20 protein-coding genes are annotated in these 24,473 nt (G+C 56.7%); 16 read left to right on the plus strand and 4 right to left on the minus strand.

The window, feature by feature from the left end; genetic code table 11:
• Positions 1 to 155: 155 nt before the first annotated feature.
• Positions 156 to 560, minus strand: a complete 405-nt coding sequence (gene psb27, locus ACZA91_RS07965) for a photosystem II protein Psb27 (RefSeq protein WP_099532375.1) — start codon at positions 558 to 560, stop codon at positions 156 to 158.
• Positions 561 to 910: 350 nt separating this feature from the next.
• Between psb27 and bioB the strand changes: the two genes are divergently transcribed.
• The 11 genes from bioB to ACZA91_RS08020 all read left to right on the plus strand — a co-directional run bounded on the left by bioB (position 911) and on the right by ACZA91_RS08020 (position 13,229).
• On the plus strand, positions 911 to 2,026 hold the full coding sequence (gene bioB, locus ACZA91_RS07970) for a biotin synthase BioB (RefSeq protein WP_190526590.1): 1,116 nt from the start codon (positions 911 to 913) through the stop codon (positions 2,024 to 2,026).
• Between the two features lie 137 nt (positions 2,027 to 2,163).
• Positions 2,164 to 2,721: a biotin transporter BioY gene (locus ACZA91_RS07975; protein WP_199291359.1), complete on the plus strand. Its 558-nt coding sequence runs from the start codon at positions 2,164 to 2,166 to the stop codon at positions 2,719 to 2,721.
• Positions 2,722 to 2,845: 124 nt separating this feature from the next.
• Positions 2,846 to 3,325, plus strand: coding sequence for a signal peptidase II (lspA, locus tag ACZA91_RS07980; RefSeq protein ID WP_190353670.1), 480 nt, complete (start codon positions 2,846 to 2,848; stop codon positions 3,323 to 3,325).
• 173 nt (positions 3,326 to 3,498) lie between these two features.
• On the plus strand, positions 3,499 to 4,317 hold the full coding sequence (locus ACZA91_RS07985) for a DsbA family protein (protein WP_158234367.1): 819 nt from the start codon (positions 3,499 to 3,501) through the stop codon (positions 4,315 to 4,317).
• Complete coding sequence (locus ACZA91_RS07990) at positions 4,318 to 6,081, plus strand: N-acetylmuramoyl-L-alanine amidase (RefSeq protein ID WP_463185929.1); 1,764 nt, start codon at positions 4,318 to 4,320, stop codon at positions 6,079 to 6,081.
• Between the two features lie 149 nt (positions 6,082 to 6,230).
• Positions 6,231 to 6,878, plus strand: coding sequence for a TetR/AcrR family transcriptional regulator (locus ACZA91_RS07995; RefSeq protein ID WP_242030671.1), 648 nt, complete (start codon positions 6,231 to 6,233; stop codon positions 6,876 to 6,878).
• A gap of 284 nt (positions 6,879 to 7,162) precedes the next feature.
• Complete coding sequence (locus ACZA91_RS08000; RefSeq protein WP_463185931.1) at positions 7,163 to 8,710, plus strand: efflux RND transporter periplasmic adaptor subunit; 1,548 nt, start codon at positions 7,163 to 7,165, stop codon at positions 8,708 to 8,710.
• 91 nt (positions 8,711 to 8,801) lie between these two features.
• On the plus strand, positions 8,802 to 10,064 hold the full coding sequence (locus ACZA91_RS08005; protein WP_463185933.1) for an ABC transporter permease: 1,263 nt from the start codon (positions 8,802 to 8,804) through the stop codon (positions 10,062 to 10,064).
• An 11-nt stretch (positions 10,065 to 10,075) separates the two neighbouring features.
• Positions 10,076 to 10,738: an ABC transporter ATP-binding protein gene (locus ACZA91_RS08010; RefSeq protein WP_463185935.1), complete on the plus strand. Its 663-nt coding sequence runs from the start codon at positions 10,076 to 10,078 to the stop codon at positions 10,736 to 10,738.
• 246 nt (positions 10,739 to 10,984) lie between these two features.
• On the plus strand, positions 10,985 to 12,496 hold the full coding sequence (locus ACZA91_RS08015) for an AAA family ATPase (protein WP_099532380.1): 1,512 nt from the start codon (positions 10,985 to 10,987) through the stop codon (positions 12,494 to 12,496).
• A gap of 241 nt (positions 12,497 to 12,737) precedes the next feature.
• Positions 12,738 to 13,229, plus strand: coding sequence for an SH3 domain-containing protein (locus ACZA91_RS08020; RefSeq protein ID WP_190353476.1), 492 nt, complete (start codon positions 12,738 to 12,740; stop codon positions 13,227 to 13,229).
• 98 nt (positions 13,230 to 13,327) lie between these two features.
• Here ACZA91_RS08020 and ACZA91_RS08025 read toward each other — a convergent pair whose 3' ends face one another.
• The 3 genes from ACZA91_RS08025 to bchM form a co-directional block, all read right to left on the minus strand.
• Positions 13,328 to 13,528, minus strand: a complete 201-nt coding sequence (locus tag ACZA91_RS08025) for a replication restart DNA helicase PriA (RefSeq protein ID WP_234406970.1) — start codon at positions 13,526 to 13,528, stop codon at positions 13,328 to 13,330.
• 1,106 nt (positions 13,529 to 14,634) lie between these two features.
• Positions 14,635 to 14,814 carry a hypothetical protein gene (locus ACZA91_RS08030; protein ID WP_463185939.1) on the minus strand — a complete coding sequence of 60 codons (180 nt, stop codon included), beginning with the start codon at positions 14,812 to 14,814 and terminating at the stop codon, positions 14,635 to 14,637.
• A gap of 39 nt (positions 14,815 to 14,853) precedes the next feature.
• Positions 14,854 to 15,558, minus strand: a complete 705-nt coding sequence (bchM, locus tag ACZA91_RS08035; protein ID WP_190353475.1) for a magnesium protoporphyrin IX methyltransferase — start codon at positions 15,556 to 15,558, stop codon at positions 14,854 to 14,856.
• A gap of 414 nt (positions 15,559 to 15,972) precedes the next feature.
• On the opposite strand from bchM, the gene rpsP reads away from it, so the two are divergent.
• The 5 genes from rpsP to mfd all read left to right on the plus strand — a co-directional run bounded on the left by rpsP (position 15,973) and on the right by mfd (position 24,472).
• The gene (gene rpsP, locus ACZA91_RS08040) at positions 15,973 to 16,230 is read left to right on the plus strand and encodes a 30S ribosomal protein S16 (RefSeq protein ID WP_099533799.1); all 258 of its coding nucleotides are present in this window, start codon (positions 15,973 to 15,975) and stop codon (positions 16,228 to 16,230) included.
• A gap of 166 nt (positions 16,231 to 16,396) precedes the next feature.
• Positions 16,397 to 16,771 (plus strand): KH domain-containing protein, encoded by a 375-nt coding sequence (locus ACZA91_RS08045; RefSeq protein ID WP_463185942.1) that lies wholly within the window; start codon positions 16,397 to 16,399, stop codon positions 16,769 to 16,771.
• Positions 16,772 to 16,773: 2 nt separating this feature from the next.
• Positions 16,774 to 17,730 carry a PhoH family protein gene (locus ACZA91_RS08050; protein WP_463185944.1) on the plus strand — a complete coding sequence of 319 codons (957 nt, stop codon included), beginning with the start codon at positions 16,774 to 16,776 and terminating at the stop codon, positions 17,728 to 17,730.
• 117 nt (positions 17,731 to 17,847) lie between these two features.
• On the plus strand, positions 17,848 to 20,343 hold the full coding sequence (locus ACZA91_RS08055; protein WP_463185946.1) for an NACHT domain-containing protein: 2,496 nt from the start codon (positions 17,848 to 17,850) through the stop codon (positions 20,341 to 20,343).
• Positions 20,344 to 20,956: 613 nt separating this feature from the next.
• The gene (gene mfd, locus ACZA91_RS08060; RefSeq protein WP_463185948.1) at positions 20,957 to 24,472 is read left to right on the plus strand and encodes a transcription-repair coupling factor; all 3,516 of its coding nucleotides are present in this window, start codon (positions 20,957 to 20,959) and stop codon (positions 24,470 to 24,472) included.
• The last annotated feature ends 1 nt before the right edge of the window (position 24,473 follow it).

Below are 24,473 nucleotides of genomic sequence, written 5' to 3' on the forward strand. Positions count from 1 at the left end.
GGGCGGGCATCTTCACCCCCCAAGGATGCAACTAGGGGGTTAATCCACAGAATTTGATTGAGCTAGGCCTTTGATTGAGCTAGGCCAACGAAGGCGACAAAAATGGGGCGATCGAACCGCCCCATGCTCAGTGTATTGAGTGTATCGAAACTTTCCTAAGCGCCTCGATTCAGGGCCGCTTCCACTTGCCGGAACTCAGTTTCCAAACGCTTTTGTAACTTTTCAGGCACGGGGCGGTTGGGATAGGCCGAATAGTGGGCCGCCAGCGAATTCAAAGCCGTGCGCATGGTGGTGTAGGAATTTAGCCCAGCCACGCGGGTATCCCGGCGGTAGTGGGAAGCATAGGAATTGATTTTGGCGCGAGCATCGGCTTGGGCTGCTCGTTTTGCGGGATCGCTATCGGCCATGGTGATGGCATTCCGTAGGCTGCCGACCAAGGCGAGGGTATCAGCTTGGTAGTTGCCGCTGATGCCGTTGGCCGAGTCACCCGCCGCACAGCCCGTTAGGCCGATCGACACCACCATCACCAGCGCCAGTAGCCCAGAGAGAAATCGCTTCATAAAACGTTAAAAACCTGCTAGTGCTTTTAATGCCAAGACTTTGAGCCACGGGCTGAATCGATGGTAGCCATTGCCACAGACCGAGCGCTTGACAAACTAAGCCCTATCCTACCGTGCTGGATGGCCAGCCCGATCGCCCCATCGAGGCGATCGCCCCGGAGGGCCAAGGGTGGGCAGCGAATCAACCGTGTACAATTTGGAGTCACCCGTGGCCTGTTTTCCGCCACTCGGGAAGGGCATCGGCTGTCCTGTGCTGATGACCAACTCCGAATATGGATCTGGCGCAATGGATCTGGTGGTGGATGGGGCCGTTGGGGGTTCTTTGGGTTTCTTTGTTGGAGGAGTCAGCCGTGGTTCAAGCGCTTCCGTCTTCGGTTCGATCGGCCACCCCTTGGCAGCCGTCTGCTGTGTCTGAGGGTCTCACGGGTGCGGTGCTCGGCCAGTGGTTAGATCAATTGGCCGATCGAGTCATTGCAGGCGAGGCGATCGATCGAGCCACGGCCCTGATCCTGACCCAAATTGATGATCAGGCAGATATTTTGGCCCTTTGTGCCGCGGCCGATCGCGTGCGCCAAGCCCGCTGCGGCAACGTGGTTGACCTGTGCAGCATCGGCAACGTGAAATCCGGTTCCTGCTCGGAAAATTGCTCCTTTTGTGCCCAGTCGGCTCACCACCCCGGTCAGGAGTCCCCGATCTATGGTTTGCGGACTCCCGAGGAAATTTTGGCCCAAGCCAAGGCCGCCGAAGCCGCCGGAGCCAAGCGCTTTTGTCTGGTGAGCCAAGGGCGTGGTCCCAAGTATGGCGGTCGCCAGGAAAGCGAATTTGAACAAATTCTGGAAACGGTGCGGCAAATTATTGCGGAAACCAACATCAAGCCCTGCTGCGCCTTGGGCGAAGTGAATGCGGATCAGGCCCAAGCCCTCAAGGAAGCGGGTGTGACGCGCTACAACCACAACCTGGAAGCGTCGGAGGCCTTTTTCCCGAACGTGGCCACCACCCATAGCTGGCAAGACCGCGTGGCCACCATCAAAACCCTGAAAGCGGCGGGCATCCAAGCCTGCACCGGGGGCATTTTGGGCATGGGTGAAACCTGGGCAGACCGGGTGGATTTGGCCCTGGCGCTGCGGGATTTGGAGGTGGAATCGATTCCGCTGAACTTGCTGAACCCCCGAGCTGGCACGCCCATGGGCGATCGCCCCAAGCTGGATCCCTACGAAGCGGCCAAGGCGATCGCCATTTTCCGGATGATTTTGCCCGATCGCATCCTGCGCTATGCGGGTGGCCGAGAAGTGGTGATGGGTGAGCTGCAAGCCCTGGGTCTGAAAGCCGGGTTGAACGCCATGCTGATTGGCCATTACCTGACCACCATGGGCCAACCCCCCGAGAAGGATCATGAAATGTTGGCGGAATTGGGCCTGGTGGGTGGCGAAGCGCCCGTCGTCGGCGCAACGGCCGCAACGATTTAAATGATCCAAATGAACGATCGGGTTACGTGAACGATCGGGAGTGCGATCGCCCGGATGTTGACCCCGGCGGTTGCGCTCCCTTGGGCGTGAATGGGGTATTCATAGGGCGTTAATGGGGCGTTAATGGGGCGATCGTCATGCGCCTAGAAACCTTGCTGTGGGCGGCCATCGGGGTCTTACTCTCGATCGCCGCCTCCTTTGTGGAAGTCTTTGTGCCCACGGCTCCTTGGGATTGGCTCCAAGAGGGGGTGCGGGTGGTGTCTTTGGGCACGCGCTACCAAGTGGCGGCATTGTTGCTGGTGGCCTGCTTGGGCGGAGGGACGGCGGCGGCCCTCTCGCAAATTGCCTACCTGCTGTTGGGGTTGGCGGGGTTGCCCATCTTTGAAGGGGGCGGCGGTTGGCAATATATCCAAGAACCCAGCTTTGGCTATCTCTTGGGCTTTGTGCCGGCCGGGTGGCTCTGCGGGCGCTGGGCCTTTTTGGGGCCGCCCAAGGTGGAGCAGTTGGCGATCGGCTGTGCGATCGGGTTGGTGGTGCTCCATGGGGTGGGGCTGTTGTATGCCATGGCCCTGCGAGCCAACGAATTTGAGGCGATCGCCACCACCTACTCCCAAGCGGTCTTGCCGGGGCAACTGGTGGCCGCCTGTGCCGCCGCCACGATCGCTTCAGTTTTTCGACATCTCGTGTTCTACTGAAAGTTGGCGATCCTGCGGGCATCCCATCACCCCCAGAGAACCGCCACCGTTGAATTTTGTGGATAGTCCGGTGCCAGAGTCTCGATCCAAACCGATTCCCGCCTGGGCCAAATCCTGTGGCCGCCTGGTCTCCAAGAATGGCTGGTTTTGGGTGGTGGCCGTTGCCAGTGTCGGGGTCGATCGCATCACCAAAGCCTGGGTCGCCAGCACCTTCGCCCTCACGATTCCGCCCCAGACCATCCCGCTGATCCCCGGTTGGTTTCACTTCACCTACGTGGTCAACTCCGGCGCGGCCTTCAGTCTGTTCCAGGGCAGCGGCTGGCTGCGGTGGCTCTCGTTGGCGGTCAGCGCGGCCCTGATGGCCCTGGCCCTGGGCAGCCCACGCATGAACCGCTGGGAACAGTGGGGCTATGGGTTCGTGCTGGGGGGCGCGTTGGGCAACGGGATCGATCGCTTTGCCCTGGGCCATGTGATTGATTTTCTGGATTTCCGGCTGATTCGGTTCCCGGTGTTTAACCTGGCGGATGTGTCGATTAATGTGGGCATCATTTGTCTGTTGATTGCCATGTTGCAACGCCCCGATCGCCCCAACACCGCCGACTAAGGAACTGGCCATTGGCCTCCCCGATCCGTCTTTGCGGGGACAGATCATGGCCCCAGGGCAGCGCTTGGGTCGCTGATTGGGTCACCCTGCCCCCGTCGGGTCGTCTGCGCCGCTGGCCGTTGCTCCGTTTGTTTTTTAATCGCTCTCAGGATCTTTCATTTAGGCTCAGGCCCATGCTCAAGGCATTCCAGACCCTCCAAACCCTTTTTCAAACCCTTGCCCATTGGTTGTTTCGGGCATCCTCCCTGCGCTTTTGGGCCGGAGCCGGAGCCTTAGCCCTGTCCACCACCGTCTTCTTGGTGGCTTGCCAGCCGATCGCCCTGTCCGCTGGGGGCAATGTGGATGCGGACTTTGAAGCCAAAGTGCTGGACGTGATCCGCAAAAATCCGCAAGTGATTTTGGAGTCCGTGGCGGACTATAACCAGCAGCAGTCCCAAAAGCAGCGGGAATTGCGGCAAAACTTCGCCCGCGATGCCAAATCTGACCCGAAAAAGGTGATTGGCAACTCTCCCACCCTTGGCAAAGGACGGGTGCTGTTGGTGGAGTTTTCCGATTTTCAATGTCCCTACTGCGGTCGGGCCTTGGCTCCCCTGAAGCAGTTCATGGAGGACTATCAAGATCGGGTGATTCTGACCTTTAAGCATTTCCCCCTCACCAGCATCCATCCCCAGGCGGTTCCCGCCGCCCAGGCCGCTTGGGCTGCCCAGCAACAGGGTAAGTTCTGGGAATATCACGATGAACTGTTTGCCAACCAATCGCGCTTGGCCGATGGCTTGTATGGGGAATTGGCTAAGAAGTTGGGATTGGATTTGAACCGATTTGAGCGCGATCGCAACAGCGAGGCGGCCAAAAAAGCCGTGACCGCCGATGCTGAGTTGGCAGAAAGCTTGGGTTTGGAAGGCACTCCCACCTTTTTGATGGCCGGTGAACCGGTGCAGGGTGCGCCCAGTCCTGAGGCGTTCAAGGCCGCCTTTGAGCGGGCCAGCAAGTAAATGAGACCGTGGGAGCTGGGGGGCGCTTCTCGGCTGATGGTGGGGGCGATCGCGCCGTTGCTATGGGCGGGGGTGGCGATCGCCCAGCCGGCCCCCAGTTCCTCGGAATTACGGCTGGTTTATCCGCCGGAGGGTCATCAAACCTCGAGCGATCGCATCTTTTTTCTAGGCACTGCGCCGCCTTCTGGCTCGGTCACGATCAATGGCCAAGGGGTGAATCGCAGTGCCTTTGGGCATTTTGCCCCCAGTTTTCCGCTGCAACTGGGCCCCAACCGGTTTGAAATCCGCTGGGGTGATCGCACGGAAATTCGCACAATCACCCGCATTTCCCATCAGCCGTTGTTGAGCACACCCCTGGCCACCCTGGAGCCGATGGCCGATTGGGGCTGGCCGATCGGGGAGCCAATTTGCCTGCGGGTGACGGGGCGGCCCAACTTGACCATTGATGCGCGGGTGGCGGAACGGACGTTTCCGATGTTGCCCCGTCCATCCGCTGGATCGCCCTTGCCCAATTCTTCGGTACTGACGGGCAGCGATCCCCCGCCACCATCGTTGACCACCTATGAGGGCTGCTTCACGCCCGATCGCCCCGATGATTGGGGCCAGGTGCGGTTTTACATCGATGGCGAAATGCCCATGACCCCTCGCGGTCGGATCACCGTTTGGCCGCGCGATCGACGCGATCGGGCCCGGGTAACGGTTCCTTGGGGGGTGGCGCGCACGGGCCCCAGCACAGACCACAGCCGCCTCACCCCCTTGCCCCAAGGCAGCCAAGCCACCATCACCGGCCGCCAGGGCGATTGGTTGCGCCTCAGCTATGGGGCTTGGATCCAGGCCAGTGAAGTGGCGATCGAACCCAGCTCCCCCCCCCTGCAAGCGGTGGTGCAAGGGATTCGGGCCCAAAATCAGGGAACAGCGGTGGAAGTGCAGTTGCCCCTGAGCGAGCCGGTGCCCGTGGAAGTGCGCCAAGAGAATCAGGACTTGGTGCTGACGTTGCATCAGGCGATCGCCCAAACGGACACCCTGTTTTTGCAACGCAACCCGGCGATCCGTCAGCTCACCTGGCAGGTGTTGCCGGGAAATCGTCTGGAATATCGGGCCCGGCTCGCCACCACCCAAGCCTGGGGCTGGACTCTGCGCTACGAAGGCAATGTGCTCCATTGGCGGATTAAGCATCCGCCCGCGCGATCGGGGCGATCGCCCCTCTCGGGGATCACGATTTTGCTGGATCCGGGCCATGGGGGCCGGGAGCCGGGCGCGATTAATGCGGCCGGCATCCCCGAAAAGACCCCCAACCTGCAAACCAGCCTGAAACTGCAAGCAGCCCTAGAGCGACGCGGGGCGCGAGTGGTGCTGACTCGATCGACCGACCAAGACTTGCCCATTCCTGATCGCCTGGCCCAAATTGCCGAACTGGAACCGACGATCGCCCTCTCGGTGCACTACAACGCCTTGCCCGATGATGGCAACGCCGAAACCACCCAAGGGATCGGCATGTTTTGGTATCACGCCCAAGCCCAGGACTTGGCGCAGTTTTTGCATGACGAACTGACCCGCCGACTCGATCGCCCGTCCTATGGCGTGTTTTGGGGCAACCTAGCCCTGGCTCGCCCCACGATCGCCCCCTCCGTGTTGATGGAACTGGGCTTTATGAGCCATCCCACGGAGTCTGAGTGGATTACCGATCCGGCCGCTCAAGACCAACTGGCTGAGGTGATCGCCGCCACCCTACAGGACTGGTTCGAGCAAACCCTGCCCCCTTGAGCCAATCCACCATGGGCGATCGGGCGGCGGCCAGCCCGGGGGCGATCGGGCATGGGTCTTGACGAGCTTAGAAAACTCGCGCAAACTCTTAAATAAGTAAGTGCTTACTTTTTATGCCTCGCCCACCTAAAATCACCAACGAAGCTATCTTGACTGCCGCTCGTCAGGTGTTTTTGGAGCAAGGCGTGAAGGCTTCAACGGTGGAAATTGCCAGGCGCGCCGGCATTTCGGAAGCCTCGGTGTTTAAACGGTTTCCTACCAAGCAAGCCCTGTTTTTTGCCGCCATGGGGGTGACAGAAACGCCCGACTGGGTAAAGCGCTTGTCCGATCGCCAGCCCACCGCCAACATCAAAGCCGAGTTGACGGAAATCTGTGGCGAAATGTTGGCGTTCTATCAAGAAGGCTTGCCACGGGTGTTCATGATGATGGCGCAAAAAAAAATGCCTCATCCGCCCCACTCCCCCAACTCACTACCGCCCCCGGCACGCGATAGCTACATGCTGGCGGCGTTTTTGGAGCGGGCCGTGGCGAGGGGCTGGTTGCGGACGATCGACTCGATGGCGCTGGCTCACCTGCTCGTGGGCAGCATCATCAACTATGTCATTGCCCATGAACTACCCCCGATGGCTCAGTCGCTGCCACAGATGCCACCCCTTGCACAGGGGCCCAAAATCCGACCAGAACCCCAACCACTCGAGGTGAAGCCAAACAGCCGGATTGAACCATCGCAGTTTGTGGCCAGTCTAATTGACATCCTGTGGGCGGGCATCACACCAGAGAGCCCACCAACGAGCTGAGAGGAGGGCGATCGCGTTTTCGGCCTCCGACCGCCACCCCATCTTGGGCAAGGAATTGAGCATTTTCAAGGCAATTTTTTTTGCTCAATTAATAAGTAAGTACTAACTTTTGATGAATGTCCGTTCCCGACTAACCGCTCAAAACGCTTTGCGATCGCGCTTAATCGCAAGGCGATCGCTCAAGGATTCCGCCACGATCACTCCATCTACTCCTTGACGATTCAAGGCCGTGATTTCGGCCGGCCCTCAGACAGTCCCCCAGCACTTATCTGGAGAACCCGATTGTGTCCAACGTTTTATCCAATCTCCGTTCTAGACTTGTTCGGCTGTCCGGCGCTGCCAACCTCCTTGGCAACCAGCCCACCGCCACGCCTCAGCCCACTGATCGCGGGCGCTGGCTCAAGTGGGGGCTGCCGCTTGTGCCGCTGCTGCTGTTTGGTGGGGGGAATGTGGCGGCTCAACTGACGGGGGGTGCGCGCTCAACCACGGTGATGTTGACGCAGCCGGTGCGCCGACAAACCGTGACCGTGACGATCGCCGCCAATGGGACGATCGCGGCGGAGCGATCAATTAACCTCGGCCCCAAAACGGCGGGCATTGTCAAAGCGCTGCTGGTGAAGGAAGGCGATCGGGTGCGCCAGGGACAGACGATCGCCTTCATGGACGATGCGGATTTACAAGGCCAGCTCATGCAGCGTCAGGGCCAACTGGCCCAGCAGCAAGCAAACTTGGCGCGGCTGATGGCAGGCAATCGCCCCCAAGACATTGCTCAGGCGGAGGCCCAACTGGCAGAGCGTCAGGCCCAGTTGCAAATGTTGCGATCGGGGAATCGCCCCCAGGAAATTGCCCAGGCGGTGGCGCGATCGCAGCAAGCCCAAGCCACCCTCAAGCAGCGCGAGTCCGACTACCAGCGCTATCAGGAGCTATTTCAGGACGGGGCGATTTCAGCTCAGACCCTCGACCAAAAACGCACGGACTATGAGGTGGCGCAACGACAGGCAAGCGAGGCAACCCAAGCCCTAGCACTTCAGCGGGCCGGTACTCGCCAAGAAGATATCGCCCAAGCGATCGCCCGTGTGCGTCAACAACAACAAGCCGTTGCGCTGCTCAAAGCGGGTAGCCGTGTAGAAGATATTGCCCAAGCCAAGGCCCAAGTGCAGTCGGCGCGCGGCGATTTGCGATCGATTCAAACCCAACTGCAAGACACCAAAATCACCGCTCCCTTTGATGGAATTGTGATTAAAAAATATGCCGATGTGGGTTCATTTGTTAGCCCATCAGTCGCGGGCGGCAGCGAATCGGCATCTTCTTCTTCGATTTTGATTTTGGCCAGCGATCGCCAAGAAGTGGTGGTGAATTTAGCGGAGGCACAAATTCGCAATATTCGCCTCAATCAGCCCGTGAGCATTCAAGTCGATGCCTTTCCCAATCAACAATTTCGGGGTCGCGTTGCCCGAATTGCCCCAAAGGCAACGGTCTCGCAAAATGTGACGAGCTTTGAAGTTTACATTGCGATCGACGATGCCCGATCGAACCAGTTAAAAGCAGGCATGAATGTCGAAGCTGAGTTTGAAATTGGGCAACTTGCCAGTGCTTTGCTCGTGCCTAATGCGGCTGTTGTACGCCGAGCGGAGGGTGAAGGTGTCTATATTTTAGGAGCCGATCGTAACCCAGTTTTTCGCAAGATTGAAACCGGCGTGACAGTCGAAGGCTCCACCGAAGTGAAGACCGGGTTACAGGGCAATGAGCAAGTCTTAGTCAGCCCGCCCAGCAATTTGGATTCTGGCTCAAAAGGTTTCAGTATTCTGCCCAAAGCCCCACCGCCTCCCTAGGATTTTTGGCTGCAATTTTGACTGCTGAAATTCGGTCGGTCTGAACTAACCGATCGGGACTGATCCTATCCAATGGCTGGTGAATGTTGCCATGACCCAAGCAAAGCCTAATCGCTTCACAATTTCGGCGATCGACATCATGGAAATGGCGATCGAATCTCTCTGGAATAACAAGCTCCGCAGTGCCTTGACGATGTTGGGGGTGATTATTGGGATTTCATCGGTGATTTCCATTACCTCGATCGGGCAGGGCGTGCAAAAGTCCACGGAAGACAGCATTCGCAGCCTCGGCACCGATGTGTTGCAGGTGATGTCTGGCTCGGCGAAAAGTGGTGGCGTGGTGCAAGCCATGGGATCAGTCAGCACCCTCACCTGGGAAGATGCCAAGGCGATCGCCCAGCAAGCACCCTCAGCCACCGTCGTTGCGGCCTATTTACAACGGCCCGTGCAGGTGGTTTTCAACCAAACCAACACCTCCACCACAGCCTATGGCGCGGATTTAAGCTTTCCAGATGCACGCAATACCTATCCGCAAGTGGGACGTTTTTTCCGTCAGTCAGAACTCGATGAAACGGCTTCAGTGGTGGTGATTGGCCCCACAGTGCAGCGGAATTTGTTTCCGGCGGATATCGATCCCATTGGCCAAAAAATTCGCATTCGCGGTGAACTGTACAAAGTGATCGGCGTGATGGAGGCTAAGGGTTCCCAGGGGCCACAGGATCGCGATGATGCGGTTTATATTCCCCTAACCACCATGTCAGCCCGCACGATCGGTAGGAATGCGCTGACAGGCATTTCTGTGAATGGCATTTTTATTAAAAGTCAGCATGAATCGCAGTTAGAAACCCTGAAATTTCAAGTCACCAATATTTTGCGATTGCGCCACAAAATCATGTCGCCCGCCGATGATGATTTTCGCGTCACCAACCAGGCTGATATCCTCAAAACCTTGACCACTATTTTGGGATTACTCACCACCACCATTGTGGCCGTTGCGGCGATTTCTTTGGTGGTGGGTGGCATCGGCATCGCCAATATTATGTTGGTTTCGGTGGTGGAACGCACTCGCGAAATTGGGGTTCGCAAAGCGATTGGGGCAACCGATCACGCCATTCTCAGTCAGTTTTTGGTGGAGTCCGTCACCATTTCTGTCCTAGGCGGCACGATCGGGATTGTGTTGGGCATTGGTGTCACTGTGGTGGCGGCTACGGCTTTTCAATTTGCCTTGGTGATTTCGGGGGGTGCTGTGGTGATCGGGTTTGGGCTATCCACCTTGGTGGGCTTGGCGGCGGGGGTAATTCCGGCTCGTAATGCGGCCCGACTCGACCCAATTACCGCCCTCCGCAGCGAGTGAGGTAATTCCACATGATTACGCTCCAAAACATCACCAAAAGCTATCAACTGGGCGAAACCAGCGTGCCGATTTTGAAGGGCATTGATTTGGACATTCCCGCCAACGACTACTTAGCAATCGTGGGAAGTTCGGGTTCAGGCAAATCAACTCTGATGAATATTATTGGTTGCCTCGATCGCCCCACTGAAGGAACCTACACCTTCGAAAATCGCCACTTAACTGCGCTGAATTCGACAGAATTAGCCTACATTCGCAATCAACGCATTGGCTTTGTTTTCCAGCAATTTAATCTGTTGCCCCGCGCCACAGCCCTGGAAAATGTGATGCTACCGGCCGTCTATGCTGGCATTCCCAAAGCCGATCGCCGGGCCCGCGCCGAAGCCGCCTTGGTGAGTGTGGGGTTGGGCGATCGACTCCATAACCGGCCCAATCAACTGTCGGGGGGACAACAACAACGGGTGGCGATCGCCCGAGCGTTGATCAATCAGCCATCCCTGCTGTTAGCGGACGAGCCAACCGGTGCCCTGGACAGCCAAACCACCCAAGAAGTGATGAATTTATTTGATCAATTGCATCAGCAACAAATTGCCATTGTGCTGATTACCCACGACTTAGCGATCGCCGATCGCACCCAGCGCAAAATTCAAATTCGCGACGGTTTAATTGTGGACTAGCTGATAGCAGCCCTGATCGGGTTCAACGATTTCATCCGCCACGATCCGCTAACAGTGGCGTTGGGATTTTGAGCCATTCGATAACCAACCTCAGGATTGGGCCGCCTACCCAGGCCGCAACACAAGCCACAACACACGCCTCAACAATAGAGGCGGTATGCTGAATTGCGGGCAGAGAAGCCGTGCAAGCGCCCTAGAGCCAATTTCAGCATTTCGGACTCGGCCGCTGGCGAGTAGGTCATTAATATGAATTTTTTTCAGGAATTTTCGCTGCTACTGCGGGCCCGTTATCCGCTGATTTATATCCCCACCGCCGAAGAGGAGCGGGTGGAAAAGGCGATCGCCCAATGTGCCCAAAGCCAGGGCAATCGTGGGGTCTATGTTTGGGATTTTGTGGAAGGCTACAGCGGCAGTCCCAATGATTTGGGAGCGGCCAAGCGCAATCCGCTGCAAGCGCTGGAATTTTTAGAGAAATTCCCCGATTCAGCGGCAGGGGTCTTTATTTTGCGAGATTTTCATCGATTTTTGGATGATATTGCGATCGCCCGCAAATTGCGTAACTTGGCCCGATCGCTCAAGGCCCAACCCAAAAACATCGTGCTCCTTTCCCCGCAGGTGCAAATTCCCGAAGACCTCAGCGAAGTGCTGACAGTGTTGGAATTTCCCCTGCCCGCCGCCGATGAACTGCGCCAAGAGGTGCAACGGCTAGCGACCGCCACGGGCCAAACCTTGGAAGGACGAGACTTAGAAGACTTGGTGCGATCGAGCCAAGGCCTCTCGCTCGATCGGGTGCGGCGGGTGTTGGGCCGGGCGATCGCCCAAAACGGCAACCTGCCCCCCGAAACCATGGATCTGATCCTGGAAGAAAAGCGCCAATCGATCCGCCAAACCCAAATTTTGGACTTTTGCCCCGCCACGGAACAAATGTCCGACATTGGCGGCCTAGACAACCTGAAAGCCTGGCTCCTGCGGCGTGGGGGCGCATTTTCAGAGCGGGCCCGCCAATACGGCCTGCCCCATCCTCGGGGGCTGTTGTTGGTGGGGATTCAAGGCACTGGCAAATCCTTGACGGCCAAGGCGATCGCCCACCATTGGCACTTGCCTTTGCTGCGGTTGGATGTGGGGCGTTTGTTTGGCGGCTTGGTCGGTGAGTCTGAATCCCGCACTCGCCAAACCATTCAGCTCGCGGAAGCCCTCGCCCCCTGCATTCTGTGGATTGATGAAATCGACAAGGCCTTCGCCGGATTGGGCAGCAAGGGCGACGGCGGCACGGCCTCGCGGGTTTTTGGCACGTTTGTCACCTGGATGGCGGAAAAGCAATCGCCGGTTTTTGTGGTGGCCACGGCGAACGATATCCAGTCCTTGCCGCCAGAACTGTTGCGAAAAGGGCGATTTGACGAAATCTTTTTTGTGGGATTGCCCAGCCAGCCGGAGCGCCGCGAAATTTTTGAGGTGCATTTAAGCCGACTGCGCCCCCACAATCTCAAAACCTACGACCTCGATCGCCTGGCCTACGAAACACCGGACTTTTCCGGGGCCGAAATTGAACAGGCGATCGTGGAAGCGATGCACATTGGCTTCAGCGAAAACCGCGACTTCACCACCGATGACATCGTGGCCGCCGTTAGCCAAATTGTGCCCCTGGCTCGCACGGCCCGCGAGCAGATCGAAGCCCTTCAGCAATGGGCGGCCGCGGGCAAAGCGCGGTTAGCATCCCGATCGACCACCTTAGGCGGCTTGTCTTCTTTCTCGGGCTAATTCTGGATCGATCGGGCTGAATGGGCTGAACGAGCTGCATTAGCCAAATTGGCCGAATTTCCGCCCTGATCAGAACGGGTTCTAGGGGAAAATACGGGCTGAATCGCAGGATATCCTGGCTAGATAGCTGACTGGATATCTGGCTAAATCTCTGGCTAGATAGGCTGACTAGATAGGCTGGCTAGATATCTGGGCTAAATCTCTGGGCTAGATCGGTTAGCGAAATATTTTGGACGGGTTGGTGGTTGATCCTCATCGGGAGTCGCAAACGATCGTGCGTTGGCTGTGGAAACTATTGCGCGGGCTGGTCAGCCTCATTAGTGGCATCGCGATCGCGATCGCCTTTTTGGCTGCCGGTGGGGTGATTGCCGTTCGCTACATCGTCACCCAAATTGCCACGGCCCCGCCGCGTCCCAGCTTTGCCAACGATCCCAAACCCGGCGCAGTGGTGACCCCGCCCCCACCGCCCAGCAGCGCAGTTGCCCCAGCCCCAGTTTTGCCGCCGCCGTCGCCCTTGCCCCCCGGTGCTTATCGGGCCCGGGTGACCCAACCGATCGGGCTGGTGTTGCGATCGACTCCCAATCGATCGGGCGCAAGGCTGGGCAGTGTGGACTACAACGATCGGGTCATTGTCTTGGGAGACAGTCCCGATCGACGTTGGCAGCGGGTGCGCCTGGGCGAAAGCGGCCCCGAGGGCTGGGTTCGCAGCGGCAACACCCGCCGACTGGATTAATGAGCTGAATTAAGGCGCTGAATTAAGACCCTGGATGAATCATCCCGATTCACTAGCCCAATCCACCCAGTTCTGGGCTGAATGAATTGGGCAAAAACTTAAGCCGATCGTTGGGCGATCGCAATGCCCGGCGCGTAAGCTTCCAACACCCGAGCCGTGAGCGAGCAAGTCACCATCAAATAGTCACAGGCATGGCACTGGGTGCGAATCACGTTGCTCGTGCGAATCCGATGACGCTCTGCACGCGAACCACAGTTGGGGCAGTAAATCGTTTCTACGGTCAGCATTGTGGTCACCATCTGGCAAAAATTTGAGGAACTAAACCGAGGCATCGACGGGCTTGTCTAAACGGCGGATGGGCTGAAGGTGCGATCGCCCCCCCCAAGGCAAGGAGCATTTGCGGCGGGAGCACCGGATCTGGGCGATCGATCCTTCACATCCAGTGATAAAAAAACGCGATCAGCAACGAAAAACAACGAAAAACAACACAGATATGAGCCGAGTCATCCCGTTGACCAAGAAAACTCAAAAAACGACGGAATCCATTTGAGCGCGATCTCCATTGGCCCAATTTAATTAGTCCAGTTCAAGCGGTAGGGGACTGAAAGGGCTGTTCTCGAGCATTTCCGTCGTTTTCGACTCCTCACGACCTTGCAGATAGCACTGTCAATAACTTCAACAAATTCAGTAAATGGCCGGCGGCCAACCGACCACAAACCTCAGCGGAAGAATGCCTTAAAAAGCAATTTCAGAGGCGATGCGACTGGTTTTGAGAGCAGGAAACAAGGGTGATCAAAACCAATCATGGAATCGAGGGGTTAATTCATTCTCGTTCTTAGCATTATGGAATAGCCGATCGGGGATCGGGGGAATTTAGCAACAATTCCTTTCAATTTAAAGACATCGGTTCCTCCGAATGACGCGATCCCTAATTGGTTACCTCTGATACCAAGTGAGTCCCAATCAAAACTCAGTCAGTATTTCGGCAAACTCTCCCCTTAAGAGAAGCGGCGGCCTGCAACTGTTCAGACGGCAACTATGACTGACTCGATCGGGTCGTCATGGCAAAGGTGCAGCTAAAAATCTGTGATCTGGGTCAATGCAATGTTGGGATCTGATCAAGATTGGGATTGGTGTTCTACTTAATATTGTTTTACCTACTTTTGATGAAACTTCAATTCTGTTTATCTCTGTTAAAAGTTTTGGTTTTCTTAAGCTTTTCTAGGGAATTTCCACCCAAAAGGGCCGTGAAGCATTTTGTGGATGAACGATCAGTTTTTGGCAAAAAGTTTGCAATTTGGAATCAGTGAGAAGTGGTTAATTTTCCATGCCCGCAGTCGTCACCCACAGTCGTCGTAACAAGGGGCTTAAGCCCCTTGTCCCTCACGAGATTGTCACCGTGAAATCAGGGGTTCAGGCGATTGGACAACAAACCCTCAGCCCCTTGCCCCACTTCGATTTGCGATCGAGTTGCTGGGTTGTAGTGGGTGGGGTTGAGCGGCTGGAACACCATTGGGGGATGTAACTGGTGGATTACATCCCGATCGAGCCGCGCTAGACTCCGCATCCATGTGTGTTGCCCCACGGATTGCTCGCGCCTATGCCTTGCGCCTATGCCTTGCGCCTATTCCTGTGGGCGGACAGCCTCCAGAATTTGCGAGAAATAGAACTGGGAGCCAATGAACTCCCGCCGATTGACCTCAAACCCATTGGCCCGCAAAATTCGCACCACATCCCGCACCGGGTGCAAATAGGCGCGTGTGGTTTTGCTGGGGCCGGGGAACAGCTCGCCAATTTTTTTCAACAGCACATAAACCGGACTCTTGGGTGCAAAGCTGAGGATTAGCTTCGACTGGGCAAGGCTGGCCAAATGCCCAATCATTTTTTCAATGTCTTGGTCGGGATAGTGAATCAACACATCCAAGCAAATCACGGTGTCGTAGGAACCCTCGATCGCCTCAAGATCCTGCACTTCAAAACTCAGGCGATCGCCCAAGTTCAGCTTGGCCGCACGCTCCTTGGCCTCACCGATCATCGCCTCAGAAATGTCGCTACCCGAAACGATCGCCCCCAACTCCGCCAACGGCACACTCAGGGAACCCACGCCGCAACCCGCATCACAGATGGTTTGGCCCGCCAGTTTGCCCCCTTGCTTCAGCCAATAGACCACCGTATCCACCGTGCGTTGATGCCCTTCGCGGATGTCGCGTTGCACCTTGTTCACGTCGCCGTCGCCATAGATGCGCCGCCAGCGATCGAACCCAGTGGTGTTGAAATAGTCCTTGACGATGGCTTTGTCGTTGCCCTTATTGCTGGTGGCGCTGCTCATAGGGAATTGCGTAAATCTTGGGTAGAGTGATCTCAAAAGTTGGATGCTAAGGGCCAGGATGGTCGCCAGGGCCTGGCCGTGGGTCGGCGTGGATCGTCACCAGTGGCACGGGTGACGATCCCATGGGCGCTGATGGGCAAGGCAACTATGGCCGAATGGCGACTGCTGTGGATCGCCATTATCGCCATCATTGATCGTTGCATTGCACGACGGCTGCACCGAATTCATTGCCGCAAATGAGCAGAATTCATTGCCGCATTTGATTATAGAGAGACCCGCAGCCGCGATCGCCGAAAAAATCCTGGCCACCCCCTAGCCTCGATCTGGCTTCAGCGCGTAGAATCAAGTTTTGTCTTTTGTCGTTTGCTCCCAAAAACGACAGTCGTTACACTCGATTCGGTTGCAACAGCCCCCATGGTTAAGATTCGCCTCAAGCGCCTCGGCAAAAAACGCGAAGTCAGCTATCGCATCGTGGTGATGCAAAGTACCTCGCGCCGCGATGGTCGCGCCCTGGAAGAACTGGGTTTCTATAATCCCCGCACGAACGAAACGCGCTTGGAAGTGCCTCGGATCATCGAGCGTCTGAAGTCTGGTGCTCAACCCACCGACACCGTGCGCAGCATCTTTGAAAAGGCCAACATTTTTGAGCAACTGAAGGCCGCTAACGCCTAGTGGGTTGGAGGTGCAGTTTTCTGGTCTGTCGAGATTCCTCTCCCTTCCCGACTGGCCGGCAGCCTGCTCCTGTTGTTTGGCAAGGCTCGGGCGATCGCCCCACTGAATCGCGTTCATCGCCCCGGTGGCTTTGCCCCTAATCATTTTCGAGTAGCCGGAGTTCCGCTTGACAACTTCGACGAATCCAAGCCCCTCGATCGACTACGAGGGGCTTGTGCAATACCTGATTGAACCGTTGCTGGAAGTGCCCGATGCTTTGCGGATTGACTGCGAGCACACGGGCAACAATGTTTGGCTGCGGGTGGCCTTTGACCCGGCCGATCGGGGACGGGTGTTTGGGCGCAGCGGCAAAACCATCCAATCAATCCGCACGGTTTTGGACTTGGCGGCCCACCATGAAGGTCGCGCGGCCTTTTTGGACGTGTATGGCGGCTACAGCTTGGGCGAGGGCCCCTCAGAAGACGGCAACGGCCGGGGCAGGGGCGATCGCGGGGGTGACCGACGGCGATCGCGACCCGATCAACCCAACCGAGGGCGGTAGCGGTGGCTCCCCTGTCGATCGACCTGGGCAGCAGCACCAGCGCCGTCACCCTGGCGGGCCATCGCGAGGAAACCCTCAAGGCCCTCGCCAAACACACGGGCACAACCCTGGTGATGCGCGGACAAGAGTTGGTGATCACTGGGCCCGACAAGGCGATCGCCCTGTGCCAACAAATCGTCAAGGCCTTAGAAATCTATTGGAGCGCCGGGCAGCGGATTGATGAAGCGGATGTGCTGACGGCGAAACGGGCGATCGAAACCGATCGGCTCGGTGAGCTGGCGGACTTGCACCAGGACTCGATCGCTCGCACCCGACGTGGCGACAACATCCGCGCCAAAACCTTTCGCCAACAGCGCTACATCAAAGCCATCCGCAATCACGACCTGATCTTTTGCACCGGCCCGGCGGGTACGGGCAAAACCTTCCTCGCTGCCCTGATTGCGGTGCAAGCGTTGCTGGCCGGCGAATTTGAGCGTTTGATCCTGACCCGTCCCGCCGTGGAAGCGGGCGAGCGGCTGGGGTTCCTGCCCGGCGACCTGCAACAAAAAATTGATCCGTATCTGCGCCCGCTCTACGACGCGCTGTACGAACTGATCGACCCGGAAAAGGTGGCCAACCTGATGGAGCGGGGCATTGTGGAAGTGGCTCCGTTGGCCTATATGCGCGGTCGCACCCTGAACAATGCCTTCGTGATTTTGGATGAGGCCCAAAACACCACGCCGGCCCAAATGAAGATGGTGTTGACGCGGCTGGGGTTTCGATCGCGCATGGTCGTGACTGGCGACATTACCCAAACCGACTTGCCGGATCACCAAACCTCGGGCATGGCGATCGCCCAACGGATTCTCAAAAATGTTGAGGGGATCGCCTTTTGTGAACTGACCCGCGCCGATGTGGTGCGCCATCCGCTGGTTCAACGGATCGTCACCGCCTACGAACGCCACGAAGCCGGCCAGTAGGGCAATTTTCCGCACACCGCAGCCACTTCACCGCTCACAAGTCTTCCCGATCGCCTGTCTCTCATCAAAATCCGTGATTCGGCATAATGGGCTTAAGTCTCGCCTCTCTCACTCGTGATGCCGAACGAATCTGCTGCGCCTCCGCCGGAACCCAAGCAGGACGAAAAAGCCCCCGATTCAAAGTCGGCCGCACCGGACGCGAAGGATAAAGACAACACCAAGGATGCTCAATCTGCCGAGCTAGCCACCGAGGACAAGGATGCTGAAGCCGCCGCCCAACATTGGGTAGTGCAGGCCATTGATGCTCTCGCAAAACACACCAAGAGTCTGGGCGGGAGTCTGGGTAGCGGTGGATTGGTCTTTTTTCTGTTGAGACAAGACTGGGCGTTGGCGGGACTCACCCTCCTGTTTTTGATCGTAACAACAGCATGGAAGGGCTACAGCAAAAGTGTTCTGAGTCGCGTCTCAGAACTGGCGGGGGCGAGGGGGCTAGCCCATGTGGACACCTTTGTGGGTTGGGCAAAAATCGCCAATCAAAAATTGACAGCCAGGATCAACTGGTGGCGATCAGGGTTTGAGACCAAATATTTGGAATGCCAGGGCTGGGCCTGTCTGCGTGACGACCCACTCGGGCTGGATCAGGTGGGTGATGGTGTAATTCGGCCATTGCTACAAGAAATTTTTGTGCCCTTGGAACTGACTATCAATCCACAGGTTGGGGGCTATACCGAGCAGCGGAAACGGCTAAAGCAGCAGCTCAAAAAGCAACAAAAGTCCCCTAATGAAAATTTAGGGATGCAAGAGGCTTGCATTCAATCAATTTGGGATTTGCTGAAGCAAGTTCGGCGCGATCCGAGCTATCGTCAAATGTTGATTCGGGCCAAGGGTGGCTATGGCAAAACCACACTTTTGAAGCATTTGACCTATGTTTACTGTCAAAAAAAACGCCAGGTTAATTACCAACGCCATCACGCCCCTAAGTTAATTCCTTTTCTGGTGATCTTGGCAAATAAAACCAATTGGCAGATGCTTTCTGATGAAAAAGCGCCAGACTTACCGGATTTTCTGACCAGGATTCATTTACCCAGCTTACCCAAGGGCAAAACCTTAAAAGTTCCAACCAATTGGATTTTGGAACTTTTGGAAAAGGGCAAAGCGTTGGTGATGTTTGATGGATTTGATGAAGTACCGCTAGATTACCGTTCGGCCGTGAGCCAATGGATTAATCGGCAAATGCGCGAGTTTCCAGAATCGGTGATGATTGTCACCTCGCGTCCCACGGCTTGTTTGGAACATTATGAGCCTTTACCCAGTGCTTTGTTGTGGGTTCGGCAGTTTTCAGAACAGCAACAAGCCAAATTTATTCGACAGTGGTATGGCTTTCAGGAAATCAAGGCGGTTGGTGGGCAAAAAACGCCCGATGTTGAGCAGCGAATTGAGGAACGATCGCAGTCTTTGATCGACCAATTGCAAGCCAGACCTGAATTAGCCGACTTGGCTGGGAATCCGCTGCTGCTGAATATGATGTGTCGCCTTCATCTAGAGCATGGCGTGAATCAACCACTGCCCCAACGGCGCGTGAAGCTGTATGAGGATATTTGCGAGGTGCAAATTTCCAAACGTCCCAAAGGACGAGGGATTTCGCTGTGTTTGAAACCGACGGGGCGCTTAGAGGTGCTGCAAATTCTGGCGCTGGCGATGATGTTGCGGGCTAGGCCGGGGGATGACCAGGGCCACAAGCAAATCACTGAGCATGATTTGTTGGATGTGATTGTGCAGCCGATTGGAGAGCGCGACCCGGAGGTTTCGGCGCGGGACTTTTTGCGGCAAATGGTGGAGGTGAGTGAACTGTTGGTGGAAACCCAAGAAAAGGGGATCTATGAGTTTTCGCACCTGAGTTTTCAGGAGTTTTTGGCAGCGAGTGAAGTTGTGCGGCTGCGCCAAGAATCAATGTTGTATGACAAGTTTGCGATTCCTGCTTGGGAAGCCACGATTTTGCTCTATGGAGAGTTGGTGAATCCCTCGAATTTGATTCGGGAAGCGATGAAGCAGCACCCAAACTTGGCTTATAAAATTTACCAAACCACGGCCAAGCGGCTGGACTTGAGCAATGCAGAACGGGCGGAGCTGGAACGCCTGAAAAAAACCGTGGCCAGCTCGCGCTACGAAACCCTAGAAGCCCTGATGATCGCAGGCGACTGGGTAGGGGCCGACGACGAAACCTATCGGCTGATGATTACGACGGTGGGCAAGGAAGAGGGGGATTTCTTCACGAGTGAGGAGCTGTTGAACTTTCCCTGCGAGGAGTTGTTGGCGATTGATCGCCTGTGGGTGAAACACAGCCAAGGTCAGTTTGGCTTTTCGGTGCAAAAGGAGATTTACGTAGCCTGTGGAGCCAATGAGGGCAAGTATCCGGGTGCTAAGATTTGGGAGGACTTTGCGACACGAGTGGGATGGCGAGAGAATGACGACTGGAAGAGCCGCGACGAACTAAAAATGAACCCCCGCCTCTCACCTAAAGGAGAATTTCCCTTTTTGGGGGGGTGGTGGGTTGTTTCCAGTGTGTTGGATGGGGTGGAGTGGGTGTCTCTTCTCTCGCATCGAGACTTGTGAACTGTAGCAGGCCACAGTCCTAGCGGTTTTTTGCGATTTGTAAAGTCGTTAATTGTCCATGATGAGCCGTAGGGTGCATGGGAGCAATCTTGGTTATCAACGATCATTGCCCTTCATCTCCCATGCACCGCCACCCATCGCAAAGAAACGACAATCCCCGATCGGTTGGGCCGCGCTTAATCCTCGGTGCATGGGAGTGCCAATCAAGCATTTCGTAACCATTGGGGCATTCTCCCCTGCCACCCTACCGCCCCTGAGAATTAACAGGTTTGCCGTAGCCGTAGGGTGCGTAGGGCAACGGTTCACGGATACCCATCATTGGGTTTGCGCCCTACGCACCGCTGCCATTGCCGCGGCCAAACCGACTCGTGATCCCGAGAGGCGATCGACGGTGCGTGGGAGCCAAACCAGCCAAGCCGTCACCCCGAAAACGTTCTCCCAAATACCCTACGGTTCCTGAGCGGTTTCGCCCCCGATCGCCCGGTCGGTAAATGTACCCAACAACCTCCTAGAATCAGAAGGGTTAACCACTCGCGCCAACGCTGCAAAAGCGCCACAAATTCCCTGTGGTGGGGACTTTGGCGCGCTTCTCAGGTTTTAAGGAGTCTGGATTATGGCTTTCGCGTCGATCGTTCGTGCCTTGCAGCGGTCTCCCTTGACGGAGGAGTTTTTAGGACGGCTCGATCGCGATCGCCAGTTGATTTTTAGCGGCGCGGCCCAGTTGCCCAAGGCCTTCACGATTTCGGCCCTGGCCCAGGCCCGGGGGCGATCGCTGCTGGTGGTGACGGCGACGCTGGAGGAAGCCAGCCGCTGGGCCGCCCAAATGGAGGAGATGGGGTTTGGGGCGCTGCATTTTTATCCCACCTCGGAAGCCTCGCCCTACGAACCCTTTGACCCAGAACAGGAAACCCTCTGGGGCCAGTTGCAGGTGTTGGCGGATTTGCGGGGGCGATCGCTCCACAGTGACCCGAAGCCGATCGCGATCGTCACCACCGAGCGCGCCCTGCAACCGCACTTGCCCCCCGTGGCGGCCTTTGATCCCTACTGCATCAATCTGGAGCCGGGGGCCGAGTCGGATTTGGGCGATTTGGGGCGCAAGCTGGCGCGGCTGGGCTATGAGCGGGTTTCCTTGGTGGAAACGGAGGGCCAGTGGAGCCAGCGGGGCGACATCATCGATGTGTTCCCGGTGTCGTCGGAATTGCCGGTGCGGTTGGAGTGGTTTGGCGACGCTTTGGAGCGGATTCGGGAGTTTGACCCGGCTAATCAACGATCGCTCGATCCGGTGGCGCGGGTGGTGCTGACTCCGACGGATTTTGGGCCGATCGTCCGGGCGGCCTTGGGTTGGGAGCCGGAACCCGTGGACGAATCGGAGGCGGAAGCGGAGTTGCGATCGGACGCGGAAGGGGTGCGGCGGCTGTTGGGGCGGGCCTTTGAGCAACCGGCTTGCTTGCTGGACTATTTGCCCGAGGGGACGATCGTGGCGATCGATGAGATCGATCATTGCGGGGGCCATGCCGATCGCTGGGTGGAGCAGGTGGGTGAGCATTGGGCGATCGTCAATCAACACCCGGACAGCTTGCCCCACGGGGAACCCCTGCGACCGATTCATCGCACCTTTGGCGAGGTGTTGGCGGCGCTCGATCGGTTCGATCGCTTCTTTCTCAGTGAGCTGGCGACGGAGGTGGCCTCGCCCCTGATTGCCAACCCGCCCCGACCGATTAATTTGGCTTCCCGGCCCGTGCCGCCCACGCCGCACCAGTTCAGCAAGTTGGCGGACTTCATTCGCGGCGAGGTCGATCGCAAATTCGCCATTTGGCTGCTGTCGGCCCAGCCCAGCCGCTCCGTGGCCCTGCTGCAAGAGCACGATTGTCCGGCGCAGTTTGTGCCCAGCCCGCGCGACTTCCAGGCGATCGATCGGCTCCAGGGCAACCACACCCCCGTGGCGGTCAAATATTCCGGCTTGGCGGAACTCGAAGGCTTTGTGCTGCCCACCTATCGGATCACGGTGCTGACCGATCGAGAGTTTTTTGGTCAGCACGCCTTGGCCACGCCCGGTTATGTGCGAAAACGTCGCCGCGCCACCTCCAAACAAGTCGATCCCAACAAGCTGGCTCCCGGCGATTATGTGGTGCATCGCAACCACGGGATTGGGCGATTTTTAAAGCTCGAAAAAATCGTTTTTGATAACCAAACCCGCGAATATTTGGTGCTGCAATACGCCGATGGATTGTTGCGGGTGGCGGCGGATCAAGTGGGCAGCCTGTCGCGCTATCGTCGCACCCAAGATAGCCCGCCGGAATTGCACCGGATGACCGGCAAAACCTGGGAAAAAACGAAAGCGAAAGTTCGCAAAACGATCAAGAAATTGGCGGTGGATTTGCTGCAATTGTATGCGGCGCGATCAGAACAACGGGGCGTGGCCCTGCCGCCGGATATGCCTTGGCAACAGGAGCTAGAGGATTCATTTCCCTACCAACCTACGCCGGATCAGCTAAAGGCAACCCAGGACGTAAAACGAGACATGGAGAGCGATCGCCCCATGGATCGCTTGGTCTGTGGTGATGTGGGCTTTGGCAAAACGGAAGTGGCCGTGCGGGCAATTTTTAAGGCTGTCACCGCTGGCAGACAGTGCGCCCTGTTGGCTCCCACCACGATTTTGACCCAACAGCATTACCACACCTTAAAGGAACGATTTGCGCCCTATCCGATTCAAATTGGGCTGATGAATCGGTTTCGATCGCCCCAAGAACGCAAGGAAATTCAACGGCGCTTGGCCACCGGAGAATTGGATATTGTGGTGGGAACCCATGCCCTCTTGAGCAAATCCACTCAGTTCAAAGATTTGGGGCTTTTAGTGGTTGATGAAGAGCAGCGCTTTGGGGTGAATCAAAAGGAAAAAATCAAAGCCCTGAAAACCCAAGTGGATGTGTTGACCCTCAGTGCCACGCCGATTCCTCGGACGCTTTATATGGCGCTCTCGGGCATTCGGGAAATGAGCTTGATTACGACTCCGCCGCCTAACCGCCGTCCGATTCAAACTCACTTGGCTCCCTACGACCCGGAAGCGGTGCGATCGGCCATTCGGCAAGAACTCGATCGGGGTGGGCAAATTTTCTACGTGGTGCCTCGGGTAGAAGGCATTGAAAAGGTAGCAACGCAATTGGTGGAATTAGTTCCCAGCCTGCGAATTGCGATCGCCCACGGGCAAATGGACGAGGGTGAATTGGAAGCCACCATGCTGTCTTTTGGCAGTGGTGAAGCGGATATTTTGGTCTGTACCACGATTGTGGAATCGGGCTTGGATATTCCCCGCGTCAACACAATTTTGATCGAAGATGCGGAAAAATTCGGGCTATCTCAGCTCTACCAATTGCGTGGCCGTGTCGGTCGGGCCGGGGTACAAGCCCATGCTTGGTTGTTCTATAACCGCCAGGGATTACTATCAGAAGCCGCCCGCAAACGACTGCGCGCCATTCAGGAATTTACTCAACTGGGATCGGGCTATCAACTGGCCATGCGCGACATGGAAATTCGTGGTGTGGGTAACTTGTTGGGCGCAGAACAATCGGGACAAATGGAAGCGATCGGCTTTGATCTCTACATGGAAATGTTGCAAGAGGCAATCGATGAAATTCGTGGCCAAGAAATCCCGCAGGTGGACGACACCCAAATCGATTTGCACCTAACAGCCTTTATCCCGAACGATTACATTCCAGACTTGGAACAGAAGATGAGCGCCTATCGATCGGTTGCCGCCGCCAGCAGCAAACGGGAACTCACGGAAATCGCCGCCGACTGGAGCGATCGCTACGGCCCGATTCCGCCCGCTTGCTTGCAACTGTTGCGGGTAATGGAACTGAAACAGACCGCCAAGCAACTCGGCTTCTCTCGAATTCGGATCGAGAATAAACAGCACGTGATTCTAGAAACGCCGATGGAAGAACCGGCTTGGAAGCTGTTAGCGGAAAACCTGCCCGATCACCTGCGATCGCGCTTTGTCTATATGCCAAAAAAGGTGATGGTGCGCGGTTTGGGCGTGGTGAAACCAGAACAGCAACTGGACAATTTGATCGATTGGCTAGGTCGAATGCAAGGTGCTTTACCAGAAGCCCCGCTAAAGGCTTCCTAGA

Source organism: Limnothrix sp. CMB-01 (assembly GCF_055193175.1).

Bases quoted from the DNA above. Each gene is read 5' to 3' on its own strand.
- ACZA91_RS08055 (WP_463185946.1), top strand. From the start codon at position 17,848: ATGCCGAACGAATCTGCTGCGCCTCCGCCGGAACCCAAGCAGGACGAA.
- mfd (WP_463185948.1), top strand. From the start codon at position 20,957: ATGGCTTTCGCGTCGATCGTTCGTGCCTTGCAGCGGTCTCCCTTGACG.
- ACZA91_RS07990 (WP_463185929.1), top strand. From the start codon at position 4,318: ATGAGACCGTGGGAGCTGGGGGGCGCTTCTCGGCTGATGGTGGGGGCG.
- bchM (WP_190353475.1), bottom strand. From the start codon at position 15,558: ATGAGCAGCGCCACCAGCAATAAGGGCAACGACAAAGCCATCGTCAAG.
- psb27 (WP_099532375.1), bottom strand. From the start codon at position 560: ATGAAGCGATTTCTCTCTGGGCTACTGGCGCTGGTGATGGTGGTGTCG.
- rpsP (WP_099533799.1), top strand. From the start codon at position 15,973: ATGGTTAAGATTCGCCTCAAGCGCCTCGGCAAAAAACGCGAAGTCAGC.
- ACZA91_RS08025 (WP_234406970.1), bottom strand. From the start codon at position 13,528: ATGGTGACCACAATGCTGACCGTAGAAACGATTTACTGCCCCAACTGT.
- ACZA91_RS07985 (WP_158234367.1), top strand. From the start codon at position 3,499: ATGCTCAAGGCATTCCAGACCCTCCAAACCCTTTTTCAAACCCTTGCC.
- ACZA91_RS08010 (WP_463185935.1), top strand. From the start codon at position 10,076: ATGATTACGCTCCAAAACATCACCAAAAGCTATCAACTGGGCGAAACC.
- ACZA91_RS08005 (WP_463185933.1), top strand. From the start codon at position 8,802: ATGACCCAAGCAAAGCCTAATCGCTTCACAATTTCGGCGATCGACATC.
- ACZA91_RS08015 (WP_099532380.1), top strand. From the start codon at position 10,985: ATGAATTTTTTTCAGGAATTTTCGCTGCTACTGCGGGCCCGTTATCCG.
- ACZA91_RS07975 (WP_199291359.1), top strand. From the start codon at position 2,164: ATGCGCCTAGAAACCTTGCTGTGGGCGGCCATCGGGGTCTTACTCTCG.